Origin of the sequence: Pseudomonas sp. RIT778 (assembly GCF_019718735.1) — a bacterium.
GTDB lineage: Bacteria > Pseudomonadota > Gammaproteobacteria > Pseudomonadales > Pseudomonadaceae > Aquipseudomonas > Aquipseudomonas aphyarum.
The window spans coordinates 22,040-45,340 of record NZ_JAIHBA010000003.1 but is presented as its reverse complement, the minus strand read 5'-3'; the positions used below and the strand labels follow the sequence as shown (position 1 = coordinate 45,340).

Annotated in this window: 28 protein-coding genes; 14 read left to right on the top strand and 14 right to left on the bottom strand. The window is 60.8% G+C overall.

Annotated elements, in window-relative coordinates; genetic code table 11:
• Nucleotides 1-18 precede the first annotated feature (18 nt).
• Genes K5E37_RS02600 through K5E37_RS02590 form a run of 3 tightly spaced genes read left to right on the top strand, consistent with a single transcriptional unit; the run spans nt 19 to nt 3,671 of the window.
• Nucleotides 19-1,572: an efflux transporter outer membrane subunit gene (locus K5E37_RS02600; RefSeq protein ID WP_085607487.1), complete on the top strand. Its 1,554-nt coding sequence runs from the start codon at nt 19-21 to the stop codon at nt 1,570-1,572.
• Nucleotides 1,565-2,662 carry an HlyD family secretion protein gene (locus K5E37_RS02595; RefSeq protein ID WP_221533048.1) on the top strand — a complete coding sequence of 366 codons (1,098 nt, stop codon included), beginning with the start codon at nt 1,565-1,567 and terminating at the stop codon, nt 2,660-2,662. Before K5E37_RS02600 ends, K5E37_RS02595 begins: the two co-directional genes overlap by 8 nt.
• Nucleotides 2,652-3,671: a DUF2955 domain-containing protein gene (locus K5E37_RS02590; RefSeq protein WP_221533047.1), complete on the top strand. Its 1,020-nt coding sequence runs from the start codon at nt 2,652-2,654 to the stop codon at nt 3,669-3,671. The genes K5E37_RS02595 and K5E37_RS02590 overlap by 11 nt, the downstream gene beginning before the upstream one ends.
• Here the strand turns inward: K5E37_RS02590 and K5E37_RS02585 are convergent.
• A complete protein-coding gene (locus K5E37_RS02585) occupies nt 3,661-4,101 on the bottom strand; it encodes a YMGG-like glycine zipper-containing protein (RefSeq protein ID WP_221533046.1) in 441 nt (146 codons plus the stop codon). The genes K5E37_RS02590 and K5E37_RS02585 overlap by 11 nt on opposite strands.
• A gap of 169 nt (nt 4,102-4,270) precedes the next feature.
• Between K5E37_RS02585 and K5E37_RS02580 the strand changes: the two genes are divergently transcribed.
• Nucleotides 4,271-4,513: a DUF4177 domain-containing protein gene (locus K5E37_RS02580; protein ID WP_085607494.1), complete on the top strand. Its 243-nt coding sequence runs from the start codon at nt 4,271-4,273 to the stop codon at nt 4,511-4,513.
• Nucleotides 4,510-4,716 (top strand): membrane protein insertion efficiency factor YidD, encoded by a 207-nt coding sequence (gene yidD, locus K5E37_RS02575; protein ID WP_221533045.1) that lies wholly within the window; start codon nt 4,510-4,512, stop codon nt 4,714-4,716. The genes K5E37_RS02580 and yidD overlap by 4 nt, the downstream gene beginning before the upstream one ends.
• Before the next feature lie 18 nt (nt 4,717-4,734).
• Here the strand turns inward: yidD and K5E37_RS02570 are convergent, their stop codons facing one another.
• The 5 genes from K5E37_RS02570 to K5E37_RS02550 form a co-directional block, all read right to left on the bottom strand.
• A complete protein-coding gene (locus tag K5E37_RS02570) occupies nt 4,735-5,754 on the bottom strand; it encodes an AbrB family transcriptional regulator (RefSeq protein WP_221533044.1) in 1,020 nt (339 codons plus the stop codon).
• A gap of 39 nt (nt 5,755-5,793) precedes the next feature.
• Nucleotides 5,794-6,216: an HD domain-containing protein gene (locus tag K5E37_RS02565; protein WP_085607498.1), complete on the bottom strand. Its 423-nt coding sequence runs from the start codon at nt 6,214-6,216 to the stop codon at nt 5,794-5,796.
• A 15-nt stretch (nt 6,217-6,231) separates the two neighbouring features.
• The gene (locus tag K5E37_RS02560) at nt 6,232-6,621 is read right to left on the bottom strand and encodes a hypothetical protein (RefSeq protein ID WP_085607500.1); all 390 of its coding nucleotides are present in this window, start codon (nt 6,619-6,621) and stop codon (nt 6,232-6,234) included.
• Nucleotides 6,622-6,822: 201 nt separating this feature from the next.
• Nucleotides 6,823-7,236 (bottom strand): hypothetical protein, encoded by a 414-nt coding sequence (locus K5E37_RS02555; protein WP_007957072.1) that lies wholly within the window; start codon nt 7,234-7,236, stop codon nt 6,823-6,825.
• A gap of 62 nt (nt 7,237-7,298) precedes the next feature.
• Nucleotides 7,299-7,724, bottom strand: coding sequence for a hypothetical protein (locus K5E37_RS02550; protein WP_077572288.1), 426 nt, complete (start codon nt 7,722-7,724; stop codon nt 7,299-7,301).
• 588 nt (nt 7,725-8,312) lie between these two features.
• Between K5E37_RS02550 and K5E37_RS02545 the strand changes: the two genes are divergently transcribed.
• Both K5E37_RS02545 and K5E37_RS02540 read left to right on the top strand, forming a co-directional pair.
• Nucleotides 8,313-8,588, top strand: coding sequence for a fructose-bisphosphate aldolase (locus K5E37_RS02545; protein WP_221533043.1), 276 nt, complete (start codon nt 8,313-8,315; stop codon nt 8,586-8,588).
• Nucleotides 8,589-8,718: 130 nt separating this feature from the next.
• Complete coding sequence (locus K5E37_RS02540; RefSeq protein ID WP_179695546.1) at nt 8,719-8,988, top strand: hypothetical protein; 270 nt, start codon at nt 8,719-8,721, stop codon at nt 8,986-8,988.
• A 76-nt stretch (nt 8,989-9,064) separates the two neighbouring features.
• Here K5E37_RS02540 and K5E37_RS02535 read toward each other — a convergent pair whose 3' ends face one another.
• From K5E37_RS02535 to K5E37_RS02520, 4 genes are all read right to left on the bottom strand, one after another.
• Nucleotides 9,065-9,613, bottom strand: a complete 549-nt coding sequence (locus K5E37_RS02535) for a cupin domain-containing protein (RefSeq protein WP_011333561.1) — start codon at nt 9,611-9,613, stop codon at nt 9,065-9,067.
• A 361-nt stretch (nt 9,614-9,974) separates the two neighbouring features.
• A complete protein-coding gene (locus K5E37_RS02530; protein ID WP_221533042.1) occupies nt 9,975-11,258 on the bottom strand; it encodes an FAD-binding oxidoreductase in 1,284 nt (427 codons plus the stop codon).
• A gap of 52 nt (nt 11,259-11,310) precedes the next feature.
• Nucleotides 11,311-12,801, bottom strand: a complete 1,491-nt coding sequence (locus tag K5E37_RS02525; RefSeq protein ID WP_221533041.1) for an aldehyde dehydrogenase — start codon at nt 12,799-12,801, stop codon at nt 11,311-11,313.
• Nucleotides 12,802-12,980: 179 nt separating this feature from the next.
• Nucleotides 12,981-14,357, bottom strand: coding sequence for a glutamine synthetase family protein (locus tag K5E37_RS02520; RefSeq protein ID WP_007957099.1), 1,377 nt, complete (start codon nt 14,355-14,357; stop codon nt 12,981-12,983).
• A gap of 282 nt (nt 14,358-14,639) precedes the next feature.
• Between K5E37_RS02520 and K5E37_RS02515 the strand changes: the two genes are divergently transcribed.
• The 5 genes from K5E37_RS02515 (at nt 14,640) to K5E37_RS02495 (ending at nt 19,721) form a co-directional block, all read left to right on the top strand.
• Nucleotides 14,640-15,401 carry a gamma-glutamyl-gamma-aminobutyrate hydrolase family protein gene (locus K5E37_RS02515; protein WP_007957108.1) on the top strand — a complete coding sequence of 254 codons (762 nt, stop codon included), beginning with the start codon at nt 14,640-14,642 and terminating at the stop codon, nt 15,399-15,401.
• A gap of 219 nt (nt 15,402-15,620) precedes the next feature.
• Nucleotides 15,621-16,763: a polyamine ABC transporter ATP-binding protein gene (gene potA / locus K5E37_RS02510; protein ID WP_007957110.1), complete on the top strand. Its 1,143-nt coding sequence runs from the start codon at nt 15,621-15,623 to the stop codon at nt 16,761-16,763.
• Entirely contained in the window at nt 16,760-17,674 is a 915-nt protein-coding gene (locus K5E37_RS02505) for an ABC transporter permease subunit (protein ID WP_007957117.1), read from the top strand. The genes potA and K5E37_RS02505 overlap by 4 nt, the downstream gene beginning before the upstream one ends.
• Nucleotides 17,671-18,555 carry an ABC transporter permease subunit gene (locus tag K5E37_RS02500; RefSeq protein ID WP_221533040.1) on the top strand — a complete coding sequence of 295 codons (885 nt, stop codon included), beginning with the start codon at nt 17,671-17,673 and terminating at the stop codon, nt 18,553-18,555. The genes K5E37_RS02505 and K5E37_RS02500 overlap by 4 nt, the downstream gene beginning before the upstream one ends.
• 68 nt (nt 18,556-18,623) lie before the next feature.
• Nucleotides 18,624-19,721, top strand: a complete 1,098-nt coding sequence (locus K5E37_RS02495) for a polyamine ABC transporter substrate-binding protein (protein WP_221533039.1) — start codon at nt 18,624-18,626, stop codon at nt 19,719-19,721.
• Between the two features lie 260 nt (nt 19,722-19,981).
• Here K5E37_RS02495 and thpR read toward each other — a convergent pair whose 3' ends face one another.
• Nucleotides 19,982-20,521 carry an RNA 2',3'-cyclic phosphodiesterase gene (gene thpR / locus K5E37_RS02490; RefSeq protein WP_221533038.1) on the bottom strand — a complete coding sequence of 180 codons (540 nt, stop codon included), beginning with the start codon at nt 20,519-20,521 and terminating at the stop codon, nt 19,982-19,984.
• Nucleotides 20,522-20,628: 107 nt separating this feature from the next.
• Here thpR and K5E37_RS02485 point away from each other — a divergent pair, with 107 nt between their 5' ends.
• A complete protein-coding gene (locus K5E37_RS02485) occupies nt 20,629-20,823 on the top strand; it encodes a hypothetical protein (protein ID WP_007957125.1) in 195 nt (64 codons plus the stop codon).
• Nucleotides 20,824-20,838: 15 nt separating this feature from the next.
• Here K5E37_RS02485 and K5E37_RS02480 read toward each other — a convergent pair whose 3' ends face one another.
• Complete coding sequence (locus tag K5E37_RS02480) at nt 20,839-21,192, bottom strand: DUF1428 domain-containing protein (protein ID WP_007957127.1); 354 nt, start codon at nt 21,190-21,192, stop codon at nt 20,839-20,841.
• 2 nt (nt 21,193-21,194) lie between these two features.
• The gene (locus tag K5E37_RS02475) at nt 21,195-22,274 is read right to left on the bottom strand and encodes a hypothetical protein (RefSeq protein ID WP_221533037.1); all 1,080 of its coding nucleotides are present in this window, start codon (nt 22,272-22,274) and stop codon (nt 21,195-21,197) included.
• 223 nt (nt 22,275-22,497) lie between these two features.
• Here K5E37_RS02475 and K5E37_RS02470 point away from each other — a divergent pair, with 223 nt between their 5' ends.
• Nucleotides 22,498-22,770: a hypothetical protein gene (locus K5E37_RS02470; protein ID WP_085607515.1), complete on the top strand. Its 273-nt coding sequence runs from the start codon at nt 22,498-22,500 to the stop codon at nt 22,768-22,770.
• Nucleotides 22,771-22,813: 43 nt separating this feature from the next.
• On the opposite strand, the gene K5E37_RS02465 is transcribed toward K5E37_RS02470, so the two are convergent.
• Nucleotides 22,814-23,020 (bottom strand): hypothetical protein, encoded by a 207-nt coding sequence (locus K5E37_RS02465; RefSeq protein WP_064382340.1) that lies wholly within the window; start codon nt 23,018-23,020, stop codon nt 22,814-22,816.
• Nucleotides 23,021-23,301 lie beyond the last annotated feature (281 nt).

Here is a 23,301-nt window from a genome sequence, read left to right as displayed (position 1 = left end):
CCGCTGGGGCCTCCCGGTATGCCTGCAACGCCAGCCCTGCTGATCCGTCCCGGCCACCTGCTGCTGCTCGGTGTGCTGAGCCTTGGCGGCTGCCTGCGGCTGGGCCCGGATTTCCAGCCGCCGGCGGAGGACTGGAGCAAGCAATGGCAAAGTCCGGCACTGGAGCAGGCCAGCGAACGCGGCACGCTGCCGGACCTGCGCCAGTGGTGGCAGGTATTTTCCGATCCGGTGCTCGACCGCTTGATCAGCGACGCCGAAGCCCGCAACAGCAGCCTGAAGATCGCCGGCCTGCGGGTGCTCGAAGCCCGCGCGCAACTGGGCATCGCCGACAGCGGTCGCTACCCGCAACTGCAACAGGCCAGCGCCGACAGCCTGTACATCGACCGCCATCAGTCCGGCGGCAGCAATCCGCAGGACTTGCACTTCTGGCAGCACAGCGCTGCGTTCGATGTCGGCTGGGAGCTGGATTTCTGGGGCCGTTTCAGCCGCGCCATCGAATCCGCCGACGCCAGCTACTTCGCCGCCCAGGCCAACTACGAAGACGCCCTCGTGCTGCTGCGCGCTCAAGTGGCCGACACCTACTTTGCCCTGCGCACCACCGAAGCCCGGCTGCGAGTCGCACGGGAAAACGCCGCCCAGCAAAAACGCAATTTCGAGATCACCGAAAAACTCTTTCGCAGCGGCCAGACCGCCGAACTCGACCTGCAACAGGCCAGAACCCAGTACCTCGGCACCCTGAGCAGCATTCCGGCGTTCGAAGACCAATTGCTGCGCACCCGCAATGCGCTGGCGGTGCTGGTCGGCCAGCCACCCGGTGGTGCGGCGTTTCTGGCCGAACAACCGGGGCTGATTCCACTGGTGGATCGCGCCGTGTTGCAGGACGTCCCGGCCAACCTGCTGCTGCGCCGTCCCGATGTGCGCGCGGCGGAGCTGAACGTGGCCGCGCAATCGGCGCTGGTCGGCGTGGCCGAAACCGATCTGTACCCCTCGCTGACCTTGCTCGGCAGCATCGTCTGGTCCAGCGACACCCTCGGCGCCACCCCGCGCAGCCTCGACCTGATCGGCGGCCCGAGCCTGCGCTGGAACCTGTTCGACTACGGCCGCATTCACAACAACATTCGCGTGCAGGATGCGCGCTTGCAGCAACTGATCGAAGCCTATCGCGACAAGGTCCGCCAGGCTGCCCGCGAGGCCGACGATGCCGCCAGCGGCCTGACCAAAGCGCTGGAACGCGAACGCATTCTCGGCGAGGCCGAAGGTGCAGCGCGGCGTTCGCTGGTGCTGGCCAACACTCAATATCGCGAAGGCTATTCGGATTTTCAGCGGGTGCTCGACGCCCAGCGTGCGTTGCTGGAGCTACAGGACAACTATCTGGTCAGCCGCAGCAACGCCGTGAGCAACCTGATCGCGCTTTACCGCGCCGTGGGCGGCGGCTGGCAAAGCGCCGGGCCGCAGATTGATTCAGCGACCCGGCAACAGATGCAGCAGCGCACCGATTGGGGCGATCTGCTGAGCGCCCCGCCGCCCCAACCGACTTATCCGATTCCCTCGCAGGTAGACCGCCATGAGTGATGAAGCGCCGCCGGATCCGGCGAAAAAAGGCATCCGCTGGGTGCTGCTGGTGATTGTGCTGAGCCTGGTCTGGTATCTGCTGGCCGACCGCTTTACGCCCTACACCCAACAGGCGCGGGTTGGCGCGTTTGTGATCCCGGTGGCGACGGAAGTCGCGGGCCGGGTGATCAAGGTCAACGTGCGCAACAATCAGGACGTGCAGGCTGGCGACATCCTCTTCGAGCTTGATCCGCAGCCGCTGCAAATTGCCGTCGACCGGGCCCGCGCCGATCTGGAAAACACCCGGCGCACGGTCGGCGCCAGCACCGCCGGCATCGCGTCGGCCCAGGCGTCGTTGCGGGCCGCGCAAGCCAATGAACTCAAGGCACGCCAGGACAATCGACGGCTTGAAGGTTTGTATAAAGAAGATCCGGGCACGGTGTCCGTAAGGCTTCTGGAAGTCTCCCGGGCCAACCACGAAGCGGCGGTCAGCAAGGTCGCCGCCGCCAAGGCCGAAGTGCTGCGCGCCCAAGAGCAGGAAGGCGGCAACACCGACACCAACGCCAAACTGCTCAGCGCCGCCGCCACGCTGGCCAAGGCCGAACTGGATCTGGCCAACACCCGCATTCGCGCGCGTTCGGCGGGCCTGATCACCGACCTGCGCACCGATGTCGGCCAGTTCGCCGCTGCCGGCAGCCCGGTGATGACGCTGATCACGATCCAGGACGTGTGGGTCAGCGCCGACCTTACCGAGAACAACCTTGGCCGGATCAAGCCCGGCACGCCGGTGTCGATCATCCTCGACGCCCTGCCCGGCGAAGTGCTCGACGGCCGGGTGCGCAGCGTCGGTTATGGCGTCAGCGTCGGCCAGACACCACCGCCCGGCACCCTGCCGACGATCCAGAACAGCCGCGACTGGCTGCGTCCGGCCCAGCGTTTTCCGGTGATCATCGAGTTCAGCGAAGAGGCGAAAAAGCGCCTGTTCGAGAGCCGTTCGATTCGCGCCGGTGGGCAGGCGGAAGTCATGGCGTTTCCCAGCGAAGGCAATCTGCTCAACCCGCTGGGCCGGATGTTTGTCTGGCTGATGAGTTGGCTGTCGTATGCCTATTGAGCGCAGTGTCCCGGCGCAACGGGCCTTGCGCCTGGCCTGCGGCACGGCGTTGTGCACCGCCGCCAGTTACGGCCTCGCCTTGCCGCTGTCGTTTTTGTCGCCGGTGCTCGCAGTGTTGCTGCTGGCCAGCATGCCTCGACCGTTGCCAGTCAAAATGGCGCTGGTACTGACGTTGGTCGCCGCATTCACAACCAGTCTCGGGCTGTTGCTGGTGCCGTTGCTGCGTTATTACCCGGTGTGCGGTGTGCTGCTGATCGGTATCGGTCTGTTTCTGGTGTTCACCTACGGCTTGCGCGGCGGCAACGTGCTGATCATGACGTTCCTGGTGATCGGCATGACCATGATTTCCGCCGCCGGTTTCGCCTCGTTCGAGCTGGCGATGGCGGTGATCGGCGCGCTGGTCAAAGGCCTGTTGCTGGCCGTCGTCATGGTCGGCCTGAGCCACGTCCTGTTCCCCGAATCGGCCAACAGCCCCGCGCCACCACCCGCTCCCGGCCTGCCCGCCGAAGACGTGCCCCGCGTAGCGATGCGCGCAACATTGATCGTGTTGCCGACCTTCCTGCTGGTGCTGATCGACCCGGTCAGCTACCTGCCGATCATCCTCAAAGCCGTCAGCCTCGGCCAGCAAAGCACCACCACCCGCACCCATCACGCCGGACGCGAACTGCTCGGCTCGACCTTATTGGGCGGACTGCTGGCGGTGCTGTTCTGGTGTGCGTTGAGTCTGTTCGTGCACCTGTGGATGTTCTTTCTGTGGATGCTGCTGTTCGGGCTGTTCGTGGCGCGCAAACTCTATCGGCTGCACCCGACGCAACTGACACCGGGGTTCTGGCTCAACACCCTGATCACCATGATCATCCTGCTCGGCCAGTCGGTGGAGGACAGTGCAGCGGGCAAAGATGTCTACACCGCCTTCGCGGTGCGCATGGGCTTGTTCATTCTGGTGACGCTCTACAGCGGCGTGATGATGCACCTGCTCGTCGCGCACCGGGAAAACCTCAGGGCGTGACCTGATAACCCCGCCCTTGCAGGCAACCGGTGTAGGCGCTTGAACTGGCTGAAGCATCGGTCCGCCGCTGCTCGCGCCGATCCTGCCGCTGCCGCGCACCGCCGACTACCGCACCGGCGGCAGCCGTCTCTTTGGCGCGGTTCTGGCGGTAATCCTGCTTGCGGTCATCGTCCACGGCTTCGTAAAACTCGTCGTGCTGACGGCCGCGCACTTCGGCGGCAGTAGCGCCGGCAGCGGCACCCACTGCGGCGCCCTTCAACCGACCGCCGGCTTGTGGTGCCGACGTGGTTGAGGTGGACGCGATGGAATGGCAGTCGTTGATGTCGATCTGGGTTTGTTGAGAGGTCTGGCCCTTGAGCGGGACGACAGATTCAGCGCTGGCCTGTGTGGCGCACAGGCACGCTGCGATGAACAGAGTATGGCGGAACATGATGACCTCCGACGCGGCGGGGTTGCTTGTGGGGCGGGGTAATCTGGGAGTGTAGTTCACGACCGATCCAGCAATGCCCAGCGAATGATGGCCAAGAGATATCAAATTAAGTATAAACGTTCGGTTCTGTCATTCATTCGGAATGCAGCGCTGGAAAGGATGAGCAAGGATGTACGTATATAAAATGGTTCAAGTCCCGCCAAACATTGAAGTTCGTGCCAAAGAGCACCGTGGGAATGAAGCCGCAGTCTATCTTCAGAACGTAGTGAACTCCCACGCAGAAGACGGTTGGGAGTTCTACCGAATCGACACTATTGGGGTTTCTGTCAAACCGGGGTGCTTCGATGCGCTGCTCGGTAAGAAAAACGTACTGACCGAGTACTACGTCATTTCCCTACGCAAGCCTGCATGATGGTTCCCGTCGCCATATTGGCAATCCGTTGCTATCAGAAAATGGCGCCTGAAAGGCTGAGATCGGCATGTAGATTCGAACCTAGCTGTTCGAACTATTCGATTTTGGCCTTTCAGAAATATGGCTTTTTCAAAGGGGTCGATCTAACCGCTCGACGAATTTGCAGATGTCGCTATCCAAACGGTGGCACTGATTATCCGTAAAAGTCAGCACCACTTGGATTACGCCCCTTCCCTCACCCGCCGTACTTGCACCAACAACGCCGGCGCGAAGTGCAGCACCACCATTCGCGCCAGATGGTGAGTGAGGATAAACACCACATTCAGCCCGCCGGCGAACGCCACAATCGCGATGGTTTCGATTGCCCCCGGCATGTAGGCCAGCCACAGCGACAACGCATCGCTGCCCAGCAACCGTGCCGCCGCCAATGCAAAAATCGCCGCGATCAGAATCATCAAACCGACCGACACCAGTGCCGTGCGGCCATGACGTCCCAGTTCCGCGAGGCCCAAGCCCTGGAATCGTGAGCCGATTCGCACACCCAGAATCAGCGCCGCCAGATTCAGACTCCAGTCCGGCATGTGGAAGCCCTGCAGCCATCCTGATTTCACGAACACGGCGGTGATGATTATTGCCGTCAACATGAACGGCGCCGGCACGCCAACGGCCAGCAGCAACCGCCCGACTACCACGCTCAACCCGATCACCGACAGCACGGTCAACGCCATGCCCGTCGACAACGGCTCGACCTCGGCCACCGCAGCCGGTGCCGTTCCGGGAATCAGCAAACTCACCAGCACCGTGATCAGCAGTAGCCGCATCAAGTGCACGATGATCACCTTGCTTGAAGCCTGGTGCGATTCCAGCAAATCAAACACCGCCGCCAACGCCCCCGGATACACCGCCAGCAACGCATCCGTGCGATTCCACCCTGCCCCGCGCGACAGCCACCAGGCGGCCAGCGCCACTTGCACTGCCAGGCACAGCAGCAACACGCCGAGGCTCGGCAACATCGTCGAGACCGTCGCGCTGTCCCACGCTTCAAACATCAACCCGGTGGCGATACCCAGCGTGACCTGGATGTAGCCCAGGCCATAGGGCGTCGCTGGCGCGAATTTGAATTTGGTGACGACCAGTGCCGTCACGAGAATCGAGCCCAACAGCAAACCGTGGGGCACTCCTTCGAACTGCAACAGCGCGCCGAAGCCGGCAGCAATCAACAAACACAGAATGGATTTCATGGTCGCCTTCCTGGCTATTCAAAGTGCTTTTCAGTTAAGTCAGGCGCGCAACCGTCCAATCGCCCGCCGGTATTTTTCGATCCGCTCCAGATCCTCCCAACTCGGCGAGGCGATCCGCGACAGGTCGCTGTTTTCTTCCAGATCCGCCAGTTTCACCACCCGACCGATCGGGTTCTGCGCCGCGCGCTCGACGAAGTCCTCGTAGGATTCGCCGGGCACTTTGGTCACCGATTCGATGGCGGACAAAACGGCTTCGCTGAAACCTTCCTTGCGCAAATCATCCAGGCTGATGCCGCAGTCCTCGACCACATCGTGCAGCACCGCGACGATGCGCTCTTCCAGGCTGCTCATGCGCAACATGACCTTCAGCGGATGCAAAATATACGGCGCACCGCCCTTGTCCACCTGCCCCGCATGGGCTGTGGCGGCAATCGCGATGGCGCGTTCCAGAGTCTGAGTCATGGAGGTTTCCTCGGGTCAGACGCCGTACCGGCCGCCAATATAGAAGTGGCGCTTGAACCAGCGCCCAATCGCCTGAAAACGCCCGGTCGGCTGCGCCGGCTCGGCGTACCGCTGGAGAATCAGCGAGACCAGATCAGCCTGACTCTCCCCCGAACGCGCGTCCAGCAACTCGCCCACCCAGGCACATCCGGCCTTCTTCAAATGCTCACGCCATTCACCGGGCCAGCCATCCAGCTCATCCAGTGCCAACCACCGCGCACCGCCCTGCTCGACATGCCCGCCGCCAATCGATTGCTCGAAACAGAACGGCGTCGCCGGGCGGGACAGGTCGATGCTGAAGATGTAGATGTCCTGGGTTTTGTGCTGCGGCGTGGGGGCGTTGTTGCGGCTGCCGATATGAATCATGCGCGGTTCCGTCCGTGGGAGAGGCTTTACAACTTGTTTCGCAGTCTACGACGTGGTGCTGATGGGAGGAACCTTTGGCGATGAGCCGGGGCGTGGCAAGTGAAAAGTTTGACTGGGTGGTCCGGGAAATCCGTTTCAATCGCACACAAAAAAGGGACACCGTTGGGTGTCCCTTTTTGCGTTTGGATTCAGGCCGATGGATCAGCGTTTCATGGCTTCACACTGGTTGCGCAGATCCCCGTCGCCGATGCTCGCACAGCTGCTGCCCTGCTTCGCTTCACAGAAGGAGCGTTTGTCACGATCCTGGATACTCGCGCATGAACCGCCTTTCTCCCCTTCGCAAGCGGTGCGAAGATCGTAATTATCGATCGAGGCACAACTACTGCCTTTCTTGGCGTCGCAATAGGCGCGCTGGTCACGATCCTGGATACCCGCGCATGAACCGCCCTTCTCCGCTTGGCAGGCCGTGCGTAAATCGTAATTGTCGATGGAATAACAACTGCTACCTTCCTCCATCGCCTGGCAATAATTGCGTTTGTCTGGGTCAGTGATGCTGGCACAACTGGCGGAAACGTAACCGCTGAACAGCAACAACATCGCAAGAATCAGTTTCATCTCACACTTCCTTGAGCTTGCCGGGAAACAGCCTGGCACTGAGTAAAGCAATCAAAACCAGATCAGCGCTTCATGGCCTCACACCGCGTACGCAAATCATGGTTGTCGATGTTCCCGCAACTGCTGCCGCCCGTGGTCGCATTGCAGTAAGCACGCTGGTCGTGGTCATCGATGTTGCCGCAGGAACTGCCACCCTGCTCCGCGTTGCATCGCGCACGCAGGTCATGATCATCGATGTTGCCGCAACTGCTGCCGCTCTGTTTGGCGTTGCAGTAGGCGCGCTGGTCGTGGTCGTCGATGTTGCCGCAGGAACTGCCGCCCATCTCCGCGTTACACGCCGCCCGCAGATCGTGATTGTCGATGTTGCCGCAACTGCTGCCGCTCTCCCTTGCATTGCAATAGGCACGCTGATCGTGATCATCAATGTTGCCGCAACTGGCAAAGCTGTAGCCGCTGAACATCAACAACATTGCGAGTAATAGTCTCATCACACACTTCCATGGTTGACCAGGAACCAGCCTGGCACTGCTTGAGCCGATGAATGAGCGTCGCGACACGCCATCAAATTGACATCGGTTTTGGGGAAAGTTCCGGGGGTGGAATGTGTGATGAGTTTTTTGATCTGAAAACGCCGTAGGAAATTGCTCCGCGTGGTGAGGGAGCTTGTTCTTGCGGGGCTGCGAAGCGGGCCGAAATCTGGCAAGTCGTTTTCCCCTGTTACTCCGCAGCCCCTGATTTACGCCGGTTGCGCCGCCGAACGCGAGCGAACTCTCTGGCCAGACGTGGTGATTTCACGTCCTACAGGCTGATTGCGACGGTGGGAATCGGTGCCTAGAGTGGGTCTGTCGCTGAACGAATTTGGCGATAGGGTTTCGCAGCCCTTAAGATTGACACCCTGTTCCGCCTAGCACGGCCGACTCTCGGCTGCGCAAATTTTATGGCGGTTGTGCGTGGGAGACCTTCGGGTCTGCCGGGTCTTGGTGTTAATCCTCCGGTCTGCGAACCCGCGCATAGCTGCCACCCATTTTGTTTCGCAGCAGGACGGTGGCAATTCTTCTCAACAAAGGATTAACACCATGACGACACAGAAACTCATACGCCACTGCGCGAACATGTCACATCCAGCTACCGATCACCCCGTCCTGCTCATCGATACTGACGCCCCACTGCGCGACCTCCATGCTTGTGCCAGTGAGCGCCTCAATGCCGTTCTCAAATACCTGGATCTAATGACCTGCATCCGCCTCCCTGACCATGCCGAACACGACATTTACACCGTGACCACCATCGCCAGAATCATGGTGCAGGACGTGAGCGACGTATTTCGCATCATTGAAAACCGGACAAGTTAAATTGTTGCTTTTATTCAGAAAGCTATTAGGGCAATCACGAAATAGACTAGGCACCTGTCAGTTCTGACAGGTGAAATAGAATTTATTTTTCGCCAATCTATCTAGGAAGAAAACTATCGAGGTTCAACAAATGAAATATTTCGCGACGTTCAATTCCGTATCTGAATCAAACTTACTTCAGGTCAACAAAATCATGGATGAAGCGCAAGCGACAACCGGTGTCACGGGGATGCGCGGTCCCTATCCGGAATGCCCTGCAGAAGTCAGGACTGGCTGGTACTTCGACCCTCAAAGTGGAGAGTATTTTTCTCCCGAGCGGTATGAAGAGGTTAAAGAAAAATTTTCGGCAAAAGGTTTGAAGGCTGGGATTGAGTCAACATTCTTTGAACCCAGAAGGTAGTAAGAAAAACTCTAAAAAAGGAAATGTCTGAACAAGCCATTTCCTTTTTTATGAAACATTTCGGGACAAGCCGCCTTTAAAAATTCGCCGGCGTATTCGCACTAATAATCTCAGCCTCATCCGCCCCGATATTCCGGAACTTATGCGGCAGCGTCGTCGGGAAGTAATACCCATCCCCCGCACTCAACACACTCACCTGCCCATCCACCGTCAACTCCACAGTCCCACGCGTCACCAACCCACACTCCTCGCCTTCCGCGTGAACAATCGGCTCTTCCCCCGAACTCGCGCCCGGTGCGTATTGTTCGCGCAGCAAGCGCATCTGGCGGCTTGGGACCGAGGCGCCGATCAGGAGCAGGCGCAGGCCGTGGCGGCCGAGGTCGGGTTGTTCGTTGGCGCGGAAGACGTATTGGTGTTCGCGGGGGGGCTGGTCGAAGGTGAAGAAGTCGGCCAGGGACATCGGGATGCCTTCGAGCAGCTTTTTCAGTGAGCTGACGGAAGGACTGACACGATTCTGTTCGATCAGGGAGATGGTGGCATTGGTCACGCCGCTACGCCGGGCCAGCTCGCGCTGGGAGAGTTTGTAGCTTTCGCGTACTAGTTTGAGTCGAGAACCCGTATCCATGACAGCCTTATGTGAGAACGACTTAAGGGCAATGGGGGTGGGTGGCGGGTGCCGCGCAGGTCGCGCGGATCACGTTGCTCCCGTGTCCCGGAACCGTGAAAGGCGGCTATTAAATCACGTTTGTCGGTGTTGCTCAGCAGGTTCGATGGACGGTGGGTGAAAAGAGCCTGCTGGAGGTAATTGCGGGTCAGGCACAAGACCTGTGGGAGCGAGCTTGCTCGCGATTGGGCGGCATATTCAACATCCCTTTTGCTGATAGGCCGCTTTCGCGAGCAAGCTCGCTCCCACAGGGTTTGTGGTGCTGCTTGCACGGTGTAAAAGCCGGCAACGCCCTTTTTGGGGGCGCCGCCGGCGAGGTAACTCAGATGCCGAAACGGTCGCGCAGCGAGTAGTACACGGCGCCAAGGGCGGTCAGCGGCGCGGAGAAGGTGCGGCCGCCGAGCATTGGCATGTGTGGCAGGGAGGCGAAGGCGTCGAAGCGTTCGGCGTCGCCACGGATCATTTCCGAGATCAGTTTGCCGGCCAGGTGCGAGCAGGTGACGCCGTGGCCGCTGTAGCCCTGCATGTAGTAGGCGTTTTTCTCGATGCGGCCGAATTGCGGCATGCGCGACATGGTCAGCAGGAAGTTGCCGGTCCAGCGGTAATCGATTTTCACGTCCTTGAGCTGCGGGAAGGTCTTGAGGATCTTCGGGCGGATCAGGGTTTCGATGTCGTCCGGTTCACGGGCGCCGTAGACCACGCCGCCGCCGTAGAGCAGACGGTTGTCGGCGGTGAGGCGGTAGTAGTCGAGCAGGTAGTTACAGTCTTCGACGCAGTAGTTGTTGGTGATCAGGCTGCGGGCCTGTTTTTCGGTCAACGGTTCGGTGACGCAGATCTGCGAGCCGCACGGCATGCTCTTGGCGGTCACGCGGTTGTCGAGGCCTTGCGGCAGGTAGGCGTTGCCGGCGATCAGCAGGTACTTGGCGCGGACCTGGCCTTTGGCGGTGCGCACGACGTTGGGCTCGCCGTATTTGATTTCCACGGCGGCGGATTGCTCGAAGATCTTGCCGCCCAGACGCACGATGGCCGCGGCTTCGCCGAGGGCCAGGTTCAGCGGGTGGATGTGGCCGCCCTGCATGTCCAACAGACCGCCGACGTAAGCGTCGGAGCCGACTTCGCGGCGAATGTCCGCAACGTCGAGCATCTTCAGGTTTTTATTGCCGTAACGTTCCCAGCTACGTTTTTGTTCGGCGAGTCCCTTGAGCTGTTTGTTGTTCATCGCTGCGAAAATGCCGCCCGGGCGGTAGTCGCACTTGATGTCGTATTCCTTGATGCGCGAACGGATGATGTCGGCGCCTTCGAAGATCATGCTGCCGAGGATTTCGGCGGTCTTGTCGCCGTAGCGTTCTTCGATCACGTCGACGTCGCGGCTGTAGGAGTTGACCAGTTGGCCGCCGTTGCGACCGCTGGCGCCATAGCCGACTTTCGCCGCTTCCAGCACCGTCACTTTGTAGCCGGCTTCGCTCAGGAACAGCGCCGAGGACAGGCCGGTGTAGCCGGCGCCGATGATGCAGACATCGCACTCCACCGACTCTTCGAGGATCGGGAAATCGATCACTTCGTTGCGGGTGGCGGCGTAGTAGCTGTTCACGTGTTGTTGTTTCATTTTTTTATTCTCCGAGGGTCGCCGGTTGCAGGCGACCACCGCTGTAAAAGAGTCAGAGCTTGATCCAGGTCGCTTTCAGCTCGGCGTACTTGTCGAACGCGTGCAGCGATTTGTCGCGACCGTTGCCCGACTGTTTAAAGCCTCCGAACGGTGCGGTCATGTCGCCGCCGTCGTACTGGTTGACCCACACGCTGCCGGCGCGCAGGCCACGGGCAAAGGTGTGGGCCTTGCTCAGGTTGCTGGTCCAGACCCCGGCGGCGAGGCCGAAGATGCTGTCGTTGGCGATGTGCAACGCTTCTTCAACGGTGTCGAAGGTGATCAGCGACAGCACCGGGCCGAAAATTTCTTCCTTGGCGATGGTCATGGCGCTGGTCACGCCGTCGAAAATCGCCGGCTCGATGTAGGTGCCGCCGGTTTCTTCGAGGGTGCGCTGACCGCCGGCGATCAGCTCGGCGCCCTGCTCCCGACCGATGCTGATGTAGCGCAGCACGTTGTCCAGTTGACGCTGATCGACCACGGCACCGACGGTGGTCGCCGGATCCAGTGCGTGACCCGGTTTCCACGCTTGCAGCGCTTCCACCAGCAGCGGGATGAATTGCTCGCGGATCGAACGCTCCACCAGCAGGCGCGAGCCGGCGGTGCAGACTTCGCCCTGGTTGAACGCAATGGCGCCGGCCGCCGCTTGTGCTGCCGCGCGCAAGTCCGGTGCGTCGGCAAACACCACGTTCGGGCTCTTGCCCCCAGCTTCGAGCCAGACGCGTTTCATGTTGCTTTGGCCGGCATAAATCATCAGTTGCTTGGCAATCGCCGTGGAGCCGGTGAAGGCCAGCACGTCGACGTCCATGTGCAACGCCAACGCCTTGCCGACGGTGTGGCCGAAGCCTGGCAGGACGTTGAACACGCCTTTCGGAATGCCGGCATCCAGCGCCAGTTGCGCGATACGGATCGCGGTCAGCGGGGATTTTTCCGAAGGCTTGAGGATGAACGAGTTACCCGCCGCCAGCGCCGGGGCGAATTTCCAGCTGGCCATGATCAGCGGGAAGTTCCACGGCACGATGGCCGCAACTACGCCGGATGGCTCGCGAGTCACCAGACCCAGTTGATCGTGCGGGGTGGCGGCGACTTCATCGTAGATCTTGTCGATCGCTTCGGCGCTCCAGCGGATCGCGTTGGCGGTCGCCGGGATGTCGATGCTCATCGAGTCGCTGATCGGTTTGCCCATGTCGAGGGTTTCGAGCAGCGCCAGTTCTTCCTGGTGTTGCAGGATCAGATCGGCGAAGCGAATCAGGATGCGCTTGCGCTCGGCCGGGGCCTTGTTCGCCCACACGCCGGAGTTGAAGGATTGGCGCGCGGCTTCGACGGCCAGGTTGGCGTCGGCTTCATCGGTGCTGGCGACGGAGGCCAGGAAACGGCCGTCGACGGGGCTCAGGCATTCGAAGGTTTCGCCGCTGATGGCCGGGCGGTACTCGCCGTTGATGAAAGCGCGGGATTCGAGGGTCAGGGACTGGAAGCGTTGTTCCCAGTCGTTGCGGGTCATGGTCATGGGGGTGACTCACACATAAGAATTAGTGACCGATATCCCTGTGGGGGCGACGGTGCGACGATTCGACTTGCTCGCGAATACGGTGGGTCAGTCACCTTCAATGTTGAAGGTGATGGCCTCTTCGCGGGCAAGCCCGCTCCCACAGGGTTTTGCGGTGTTAGCGAGATAGCGCTTGAGCGTCAGACGGTATGCAGATACCAGTTGTACTCAAGGTCAGAGATCGAGTTCTCGAACTCGGCCAGCTCGCTTTCCTTGCACGCGACGAACACGTCGATGTACATCGGGTCGATGTAGCGAGCCATGACTTCGCTGTCGTCCAGCTCACGCAGGGCGTCGCGCAGGTTGTTTGGCAGGCTCTGTTCGTTCTGCTCGTAGCTGTTGCCTTCGACCGGGGCGCCCGGCTCGATTTCGTTGGTCAGGCCGTGGTGGATACCGGCCAGCACGGAAGCCATCAGCAGGTACGGGTTGGCGTCGGCACCGGCTACGCGATGCTCAATGCGCACGGCATCCGGCGAACCGGTCGGCACGCGGACAGCCACGGTACGGTTGTCGATGCCCCAGCTCGGCGAGTTCGGCACGTAGAACTGTGCGCCGAAGCGGCGGTACGAGTTGACGTTCGGGCACAGGAAAGCCATTTGCGCAGGCAGGGTCTCCAGCACACCGCCGATCGCGTGGCGTAGCGCGGCGTTCTGCTCGGGATCCTCGCTGGCGAAGATGTTGTTGCCTTCTTTGTCCAGAATCGAAATGTGCACGTGCAGACCGTTGCCCGCCTGGCCCGGATACGGCTTGGCCATGAAGGTGGTGTCCATCTCGTGGTCGTAGGCGATGTTCTTCACCAGACGCTTGAGCAGGACGGCGTAGTCGCACGCCTTGATCGGGTCGGACACGTGGTGCAGGTTGACTTCGAACTGCGCCGGGGCGCTTTCCTTGACGATGGCGTCGGCAGGAATGCCCTGCTCTTTCGCGCCTTCGAGGATGTCTTGCAGGCAGTCGACGTACTCGTCGAGGTCGTCGATCAGATAAACCTGGGTCGACACCGGACGCTTGCCCGAAACCGGCGAACGCGGCGATTGCGGACGGCCGTTCACGTTGTCCTGGTCGATCAGGTAGAACTCGAGTTCGAACGCGGCGCAGATGGTCAGGCCCATTTCGTCGAACTTGCGCACCACGTTGGCCAACACTTCACGCGGGTCGGCAAAGAACGGCTCGCCTTCCAGTTCGTGCATGGTCATCAGCAGTTGTGCGGTCGGGCGCTTCTGCCAGGGCTCGATGCTCAGGGTGCCCGGGATCGGGTAGCAGATACGGTCGGAGTCGCCGATGTCCAGGCCCAGACCGGTGCTTTCCACCGTGGAGCCATTGATGTCGAGGGCAAAGAGCGAGGCCGGCAGATTGATGCCTTTCTCGTAAACCTTATGAAGACTGGTGCGCTCGATGCGCTTGCCGCGCACCACACCGTTCATGTCTGCAATCAGAAGGTCGACGTACAAAACCTCAGGATGTTTCTTAAGGAATGCGTTTGCTTCGTTGAGTTGAACGGCACGCAGAGGGACCGACATGATGCACCTATTTAGCTGTTAATTATTATGTTCACTGCTGTTTCGCCGAGCCAGTCAACCCGAACGGCAAAGTGAAGTCAATAGCGAACACAGGGCCGCTCAGCGTTTATTTTTCGGGCTTTTTTTAACACTATCGTGCCAATGCAGGCGCCAGAGCCCCGGTCTTGATGAAGATTTGATGAACGGCGTTTAGAATTTTTTACATGGGAGTTGTTAATTAAAATCAACGAGGCTAAGCTCCGGAAAAGCTCGTTCAAGTGTCAAACTTCGAGGTGAATAAAAATGGCATTCAAGCCATTGATCGGCGTTACTGCGTGCGTCAAACAGATTGGCCTGCACCCCTATCACATCAGCGGCGACAAGTACGTTCGCGCTGTCAGCGTTGCGGCGCTGGGGTTGCCCGTCGTCATTCCTTCCCTTGGCAAACTGACTGAAATCGAAGACCTGCTGGGTCAGCTCGACGGTCTGTTGCTGACCGGCTCGCCGTCCAACGTGGAACCTTTCCACTATCAGGGCCCGGACAGCGCTCCCGGCACGGATCACGATCCGGCGCGGGATGCCACCACCCTTCCTCTATTGCGTGCAGCCATCGCGGCGGGCGTTCCGGTACTCGGCATTTGCCGCGGCTTCCAGGAAATGAACGTGGCGTTCGGCGGCAGCCTGCACCAGAAGGTGCATGAGCTGCCGGGCATGCTCGATCACCGCGAAGCCGACAGCCCGGATGTCGCCGTGCAGTACGCCCCGGCCCATGCCGTGACGGTGCTGGCCGGTGGCGTATTCGAAGCGCTGGAGCTGCCGGGTGAATTCCAGGTCAACTCGATTCACAGTCAGGGCATCGACCGCCTCGCTCCCGGCCTGCGCGCCGAAGCCGTGGCGCCGGACGGCCTGATCGAGGCGGTCTCGGTGGAGCACAGCCCGACCTTCGCCCTCGGCGTGCAATGGCACCCGGAATGGCAAGTGCTGGACAACCCGAACTACCTGCGGATTTTCCAGGCATTCGGCGAGGCTTGCCGCCAGCGTGCGGCGCGACGCAACCAGCGCTGACGCCACCCAACGATTGCAAAACCATTTACTGCCCCCGCGGGGTCGGCGGCTGCGCGTTTGCGCATCCGTCATCCGCGATCAGCAACACACCGCGAAAACAAAAAGCACCACCCGGCAGCCAGGACGGCGGCGCCGAACAACCCGCACGGTGCGGGTCTGCAATCCACTCTTAAGCCAGGCCGCGTTGGCCCGGCGACTGAAACCTGTTGGGAGTTTCACATGGCAAACGCCTCCAGCACTTACAGGAAGGCTCTTGAAGGTCATCAGCAACCGAAAAAGGTTCTGGTGAAGGTCGATCGAGTCACCAAGAAGTTCGACGAAACCACTGCGGTGGACGATGTGTCCCTGGAGATCCATCAGGGCGAAATCTTCGCCCTGCTCGGCGGCTCCGGCTCGGGCAAATCGACCCTGCTGCGCATGCTCGCCGGTTTCGAACGGCCGACTGAAGGACGCATTCTGCTTGACGGTGTCGACATCACCGATATGCCGCCGTACGAGCGGCCGATCAACATGATGTTCCAGTCCTACGCCCTGTTCCCGCACATGACTGTCGCGCAGAACATCGCCTTCGGCCTCAAGCAGGACCGTTTGCCGGCCAGCGAAATCGACGCCCGTGTCGAAGAAATGCTGCGCCTCGTCCACATGACCCAATACGCCAAGCGCCGCCCGCATCAACTGTCCGGCGGTCAGCGTCAGCGCGTGGCCCTCGCCCGCTCCCTGGCCAAGCGTCCGAAGCTGTTGCTGCTCGACGAGCCGATGGGCGCACTGGACAAGAAACTGCGTTCGCAGATGCAGCTTGAGCTGGTTGAGATCATCGAGCGCGTCGGCGTGACCTGCGTGATGGTGACCCACGACCAGGAAGAGGCCATGACCATGGCCGAGCGCATCGCGATCATGCACCTGGGCTGGATCGCCCAGATCGGCAGCCCGGTCGACATCTATGAGGCGCCGGTCAGCCGCATGGTCTGCGAATTCATCGGCAACGTGAACGCCTTCGACGGCACCGTGGTCGAGGACCTTGAAGGCCACGCGATCATCCACAGCCCGGACTTGCAGCAAAAGATCTACGTCGGTCATGGCGTCAGCACTTCGGTGCAGGACAAGTCGATCACCTACGCGATCCGCCCGGAAAAAATGCTCGTCAGCACGATCAAGCCGGAGACCCGCTACAACTGGTCCGAAGGCAAGGTGCATGACATCGCCTACCTCGGCGGTCACTCGGTGTTCTACGTCGAATTGCCGAGCGGCAAGATCGTCCAGTCGTTCATGGCCAACGCCGAACGCCGTGGCGCGCGTCCGACCTGGGACGACAAGGTCTACGTCTGGTGGGAAGACGACAGCGGCGTGGTACTGCGCTCATGAGAACCTTCAATCAGCAATTCCTGCGCCTGGTGCCCAGCGGGCGAAAGTTCGTCATCGGCATCCCGTTCATCTGGCTGTTCCTGTTCTTCATGCTGCCGTTCTTTTTGGTGATGAAGATCAGCTTCTCGGAAGCTGCGCTGTCGATCCCGCCGTACTCGGAGATCTACACCTACGCCGAACAGAAATTCCAGCTGTTCCTGAACATCGGCAACTACACCATGCTCGGCGAAGACGAGCTGTACCTGTCGGCCTACCTCGGTTCGCTGAAGGTGGCGCTGCTCAGTACGCTGATGTGTCTGGTGATCGGTTTCCCGATGGCCTACGCGATCACCAAGACCGGCAAGGAAACGCAAAACGTCCTGCTGCTGTTGATCATGATGCCGACCTGGACCGCGATCCTGATCCGCGTTTACGCGTGGATGGGCATCCTCAGCAACAACGGTCTGCTCAATGCGTTCCTGATGTGGACCGGGCTCACCGATCACCCGATCGAGATCCTCAACACCAACACGGCCGTGTATATCGGCGTTGTCTACGCCTACCTGCCGTTCATGGTGCTGCCGCTCTACGCCAACCTGGTGAAGCACGACGGCAGCCTGCTGGAAGCCGCGCAGGACCTGGGTTCGAGCAACTTCAACAACTTCTGGAAAATCACCGTGCCACTGGCCAAAAACGGCATCATCGCCGGCTGCATGCTGGTGTTCATTCCGGTGGTGGGCGAGTTCGTGATCCCGGAACTGCTGGGCGGCCCGGAGACCCTGATGATCGGTCGCGTGCTGTGGCAAGAGTTCTTCAATAACCGCGACTGGCCAGTGGCATCTGCTCTGGCGGTGGTGATGCTGTTGATCCTGATTGTGCCGATTCTGCTGTTCAACCGCAGCCAGGCCAAAGAGATGGAGGCACGGGGATGAAACGCTTCGGTTTTGCAAAGCTCATGTTGATCTTCGGCCTGACGTTCATTTATCTGCCGATGCTGATTCTGGTGATCTACTCGTTCAACGCATCCAAACTGGTGACGGTCTGGGGCGGCTGGTCGGTGAAATGGTACGTCGGCCTGCTCGACAACACCCAACTGATGGGCTCGGTGGTGCGCTCGCTGGAAATCGCCTGCTACACCGCGATCGCCGCCGTGGCGCTGGGCACCCTCGCCGCCTTCGTGCTGACCCGCGTAACGCGCTTCAAGGGTCGTACGCTGTTCGGTGGTCTGGTCACCGCGCCGCTGGTGATGCCTGAAGTGATCACCGGTCTGTCGTTGTTGCTGCTGTTTGTGGCGATGGCGCAACTGATCGGCTGGCCGCAGGAGCGTGGCATTGTCACGATCTGGATCGCCCACACCACGTTTTGTGCCGCTTATGTGGCGGTGGTAGTCTCCGCCCGCTTGCGCGAGCTGGACCTGTCGATCGAAGAAGCGGCGATGGATCTGGGCGCGAAACCGTTCAAGGTGTTTTTCCTGATCACCATCCCGATGATCGCGCCGTCGCTGGCGGCGGGCGGCATGATGTCGTTCGCCCTGTCGCTGGACGATCTGGTGCTGGCGAGCTTCGTGTCCGGGCCGGGCTCCACCACCCTGCCGATGGAAGTGTTCTCGGCCGTGCGTCTGGGCGTGAAGCCCGAGATCAACGCCGTGGCCAGCCTGATTCTGCTGGCAGTGTCGCTGGTGACCTTCCTGGTCTGGTACTTCGGCCGCAAGGCAGAAGCCAACCGCAAGCGTGCGATTCAGGAAGCGATGGATCAGACCGCCAACGAATCGTGGCAGCAACCGCAACCTCAACGAGTGGCAGCGACGGCCTAGGGCCGTCGCGTTTTACGGCTTTGCGCTTTGCTTAAAAGCTTTTGAATAAAAAGAATGGAGTTTCACCGATGAAAATGTTTGGCAGGACTCTGCTGACACTGTCCTTATTGGGCGCAATCGCCACGGGCGCCCAGGCCAACGACAAGGTACTGCGCGTTTACAACTGGTCGGATTACATCGCTCCGGACACCGTCAAGAAGTTCGAGGACGAGACCGGCATCCGCGTGACCTATGATGTGTTCGACAGCAATGAAACCCTCGAAGCACGTTTGCTCGCGGGTAAATCCGGCTACGACATCGTGGTGCCGTCCAACAGTTTCCTGGCCAAGCAGATCAAGGCCGGGGTCTATCAGACCCTGGACAAATCGAAGCTGCCAAACTGGAAAAACCTCAACCCGGTGCTGCTGAAAAACGCCTCCGCCAGTGATCCGGACAACGCCCACGCGTTCCCGTATATGTGGGGCTCGATCGGCATCGGCTTCAACCCGGACAAGGTCCGCGAAGTGTTCGGCAAGAATGCGCCGACCAACTCCTGGGATCTGCTGTTCAAACCGGAGAACGCCGAGAAGCTGAAAGCCTGTGGCATCAGCTTCCTCGACTCGCCGACCGAAATGCTCCCGGCTGCCCTGCACTACCTGGGCTATCCGGTGAACGACAAGGACGTGAAGCACATCGCCGAAGCCGAAGCGCTGTTCATGAAGATCCGGCCGTCGGTGGCGTATTTCCATTCGTCCAAGTACATCTCCGATCTGGCCAACGGCAACATCTGCGTGGCGGTCGGTTACTCGGGTGACGTGCTGCAGGCCAAGGCCCGCGCGGTGGAATCGGGCAACAAGGTCGAGATCGACTACAGCATTCCCAAGGAAGGCGCCGGCAGTTTCTACGACATGGTCGCCATCCCTCGCGATGCCGCCAACGTCGAGAACGCCTATCTGTTCATGAACTTCCTGATGCGCCCGGACATCATCGCCGAAGTCACCAACAGCATCGGTTACAGCAACGCCAACGAAGCGGCGACGCCGCTGGTAGACGAAGCGATCCGCAACGACCCGGGCTCATACCCGCCGCAAGCGGTGATGGCCACGCTGTATGCGGTGCCGGATCAGCCGATTGCCACGCAACGGATCATGACCCGGGGCTGGACACGCGTGAAACTCGGCAAATAAACCTGGAGTACTCGCGGTGATCGTTCCCACGCTCCGCGTGGGAATGCCTCAATGGACGCTCTGCGTCCGCTTTGGGACGCGGAGCGTCCCGGGCTGCATTCCCACGCAGAGCGTGGGAACGATCAGGCAGTCAGCGATCAGAATCACAAGTTTCCGTTCATGCAGCGCCTTACCACCGCTGCCCCCTGCTCTGAACGGCCTCACCTGGCTTCCTCGGTTCAGGTGAATTCAGGCGCCCTCGGGCGCCTTTTTTTGTGGGCTCAGATCAGTGGCCAGTCGGCCAACGAGCGGTAGCGGCCCTTGTGGGATTCGAACAGCGCAAAGCGTTCAGCTCGCAGGAAGAACTCCGGCGGCGTGGCGGATTCCGGTTCCGGCGCGCGATAGTCCCGGGCCAGTGTCAGGTGCGGACGATACTCGCGCGTCGCCTCTTCAAACCCGAACGGCAACATCGCCTGCTCCAGCGCATACACCAGCCGCAGCAATCCCTGCGGTGCTTGCTCTGGCGCCAGCGACAACACCCCGGCGCGCCGCCAGACCTGCAACCGATCCAGTGAAATCCTCAGCGCCTCGCCCGGCGTGCGCACCTTCGACGCCGCCTCGCAGACTTCGCCAATCTGCGCCAACGGCACCGCACCGAGAAACAGCAGCGTCAGGTGAAAGTTGTCCGCCGGCACCGGTTTGCCGGTACGCAAACCCAGTTCGCCGCGCCACTGGGCAATCGCCTTGCGCTGCGCCGGCGGGCAGTCCAGGGCGAAGAACAGCCGCTTGAACGGTTGATCCCCGCGCGTTTCGTCCGTCATGGCCACGCTCCTTCGTTCGTCGAGATCCCTGGATTCTACACGCCCGTTTCTGGCGACTCTCGGCATGGGGTTTATAGTTCAACGATTGCCATCAACCGGAGGACGTCATGCGCGAGATCCTCAGCAAAGAACCCTGGTGGGCCCGACCGCCGAATCCCGGACAGGATGAGAGCGAACTGGAATGGGGCTGGCTGGTGCATTACAGCGAAGGTGAGCCGCGTTTCGAATTCGTCCGCGAGCGGCCGACGGACGAGCAGATCCGCAACCGCAAAGGCTGCCGGATCACCCCGTCGGCGGAGTGACCCGGCAGCGCGGCATCAAGGTTCGAGAATGTCCTTGAAGCCACCGAAGATCATCCGCTGCCCATCGAACGGCATCGGATTGACGTCCGGCTGCATGCGCGGGTCTTCCATCATTTTCCCCATGCCGGCGTCGCGGGTGGCTTTGTCCGGCCAGACCAGCCAGCCCGCCGATACGGTTTCGCCTTCCTTGAGTTTCACCGCCATCGGGAATGAGGTGACCTTGCCGTCCGGCACGTCATCGCCCCAGCCCTGAATCACCTCCAGAGCGCCGTATTCCTTGAACAGCTTCGCGGCGATTTCGCAGTGTTTTTTGTACTGTTCGCGATTGGCATTCGGCACGGGCGCCACGAACACATCGATGTAAGCCATGATCATTCTCCTTGCAGGGTGGGTTCGATCTGCTGAGTAGTCGACTCGGGCGGCCGCCATTCGACACGGTTGACGCCCAACCCGACCGACGGCTCATCCCGCCCGCCCAGATTGCCCTCGACCTGCGCCGCCATGTGCAGCGTGCCGGCCATCACGCCAGTGGTCGGGTTTTGCACCAGTTTCAGCCAGGCCTTGTCGAAGGTGTTGCCCAGGCTGCTGCGGATCAGCGCTTCGCTGTCCGGGCGGTCGTTGGCCTGAATGATTGCGCGCACGCCCGCCACACCGACCGAAATCAGCGCCCCGGCCAGTTTGCCGGCCGCTGCCGCCACCGCGCTCGCGGCGCCGCGCGGGGCCATTTCCGCCTCCATGCGCTGACTGGCGCGCTTGGCCACCGGCGCCATCGCCGTATCGGTCGAGGCCACGCCTTTCGAGCCGCCGTCGGTATGGATCTTGTCGATCAGCGCGGCGTAGGCCGGCAGAGTGTTCAACGGTTCAGTGCTGACAACCTGGTACAACGAGGCATCCCGGGCTGGCGGCGGGCCAAGGGCGATGGCGGGGATTTTCTGCAACCGCCCGTTGAGCTGGGCGATGGGCACGCCGTGGCGCTGGGCGATGACCGGCATCTGCTGCGCCATCAGCTGCGCGTAGAACGCGGTGGACTGGCCGAGGATCGCGTCCGGGTCGATCTCCACCGCCACCGGCGCCAGCACCCGTTCCTGATATTGCTCCAGCAGATAGGCCGCCAGGCGTTTGGCCGAGGCATCCTGCTCACCGCTGGCACTGATCGTGTACCAGCTGACCTTCATCGACAGCCATTCCTGGGTCCAGTAACTGCTGAACCACGGGATGAAATTTTCTTCAGTTTGCTCATAGACCCGAATGCGCCAATGTTCCATCGAGCCACGGGCGAATAGCTTGACCTGCTCGGTGGCCTGCTTCGAGGCGCTGACGATTTCCCGGTCGATCTGCTGCCAGGTAGCCGGCGAGACCACCACTGCCGGCGCGGTCACCGGGGCCCGCGCCGTGGTGGCGCAGCCGGCCAGCAACACCAGTGCGGCGACGAGCAGCGCACGCAGGTTCACGGTGGCGGTCCTTATCTGTTCCTCGGTCGCAAGACCGGAAGAATCCGGGGGAGATGACATGAGTATAGGTGCGTGCGGTGCGCCGTTTATCCGCTGGTCAGGGCTGCGTCAGTCCAACCATCAATGGCGTCGATATTCACCATCGCGACGATTGCCTTCCGCCGACCGCTCGTCAAAGGCACGATTAACCCATCCGAAACACACAGCACGAGGAGTTCACATCATGATCAGTACCGTCACCCTCGCCGTGAGTTTCCCGGTCTTCGGCAGCAACTACTACGATCAGCACGCCGTGTCGCGCAAGACACAAGCGCTGGTGTTCGACGAAGCCTTCGAAGATCTGTTGATGCCCGCCGCCAGCAATCATTTCAGCAATGAAGTGGTCGGCCTCAACGATCAGTTCCGTTTTCTGAGCGACATTCTCGCCACCCATTTGCTGGACATCGAGGCCTCTGTGCCTGCGCGATCCAGCGTCCGGGCGAGCGCTCATTTTTAATGCCAGAGGGCGTTCCCGTCGGGGAACGCCCTCTTCGTTTCAATCAGTCATCATCCCGGTCGCGGTGATAACGACGCCCGTCGCGGCGATCGTCGTCGCGGTCGTCCCAGCGTCGGTCATGATCGTAGTAACGGCCATGATCGCGGTCGTAATGCCGGCCATGGCGATGGTCATCATCGAAATCCGCCACACAGCCGCCCAGCAGTACGGCGGCGGAAACAGTCAGCAGCAGGCTTGTTGCACGCATCATTCAGAATTTCCCTAAAACCAAGGTCTTGACGTCGGAAACGGTCAGCGCGGGTGCGCGCTGGCGCAGATACGACCGGGGAAAAAGGCTTTGATTCAGTGGCCATCAACGACCGTTCATCGCCCTGCTTGCCGCGTCCTTCCCGTCCATCCGGTGGCTGTTTGATGGCTTTGACTTGGGCGAAATCCGACAAAACCTTTTCCTCCCCCCTGCGGTCACTCCTAGAACAGACCAAGACTGGCTACCACGCCGGCGTGCCCTGGCGGGTCATTTGCAACCTGCCG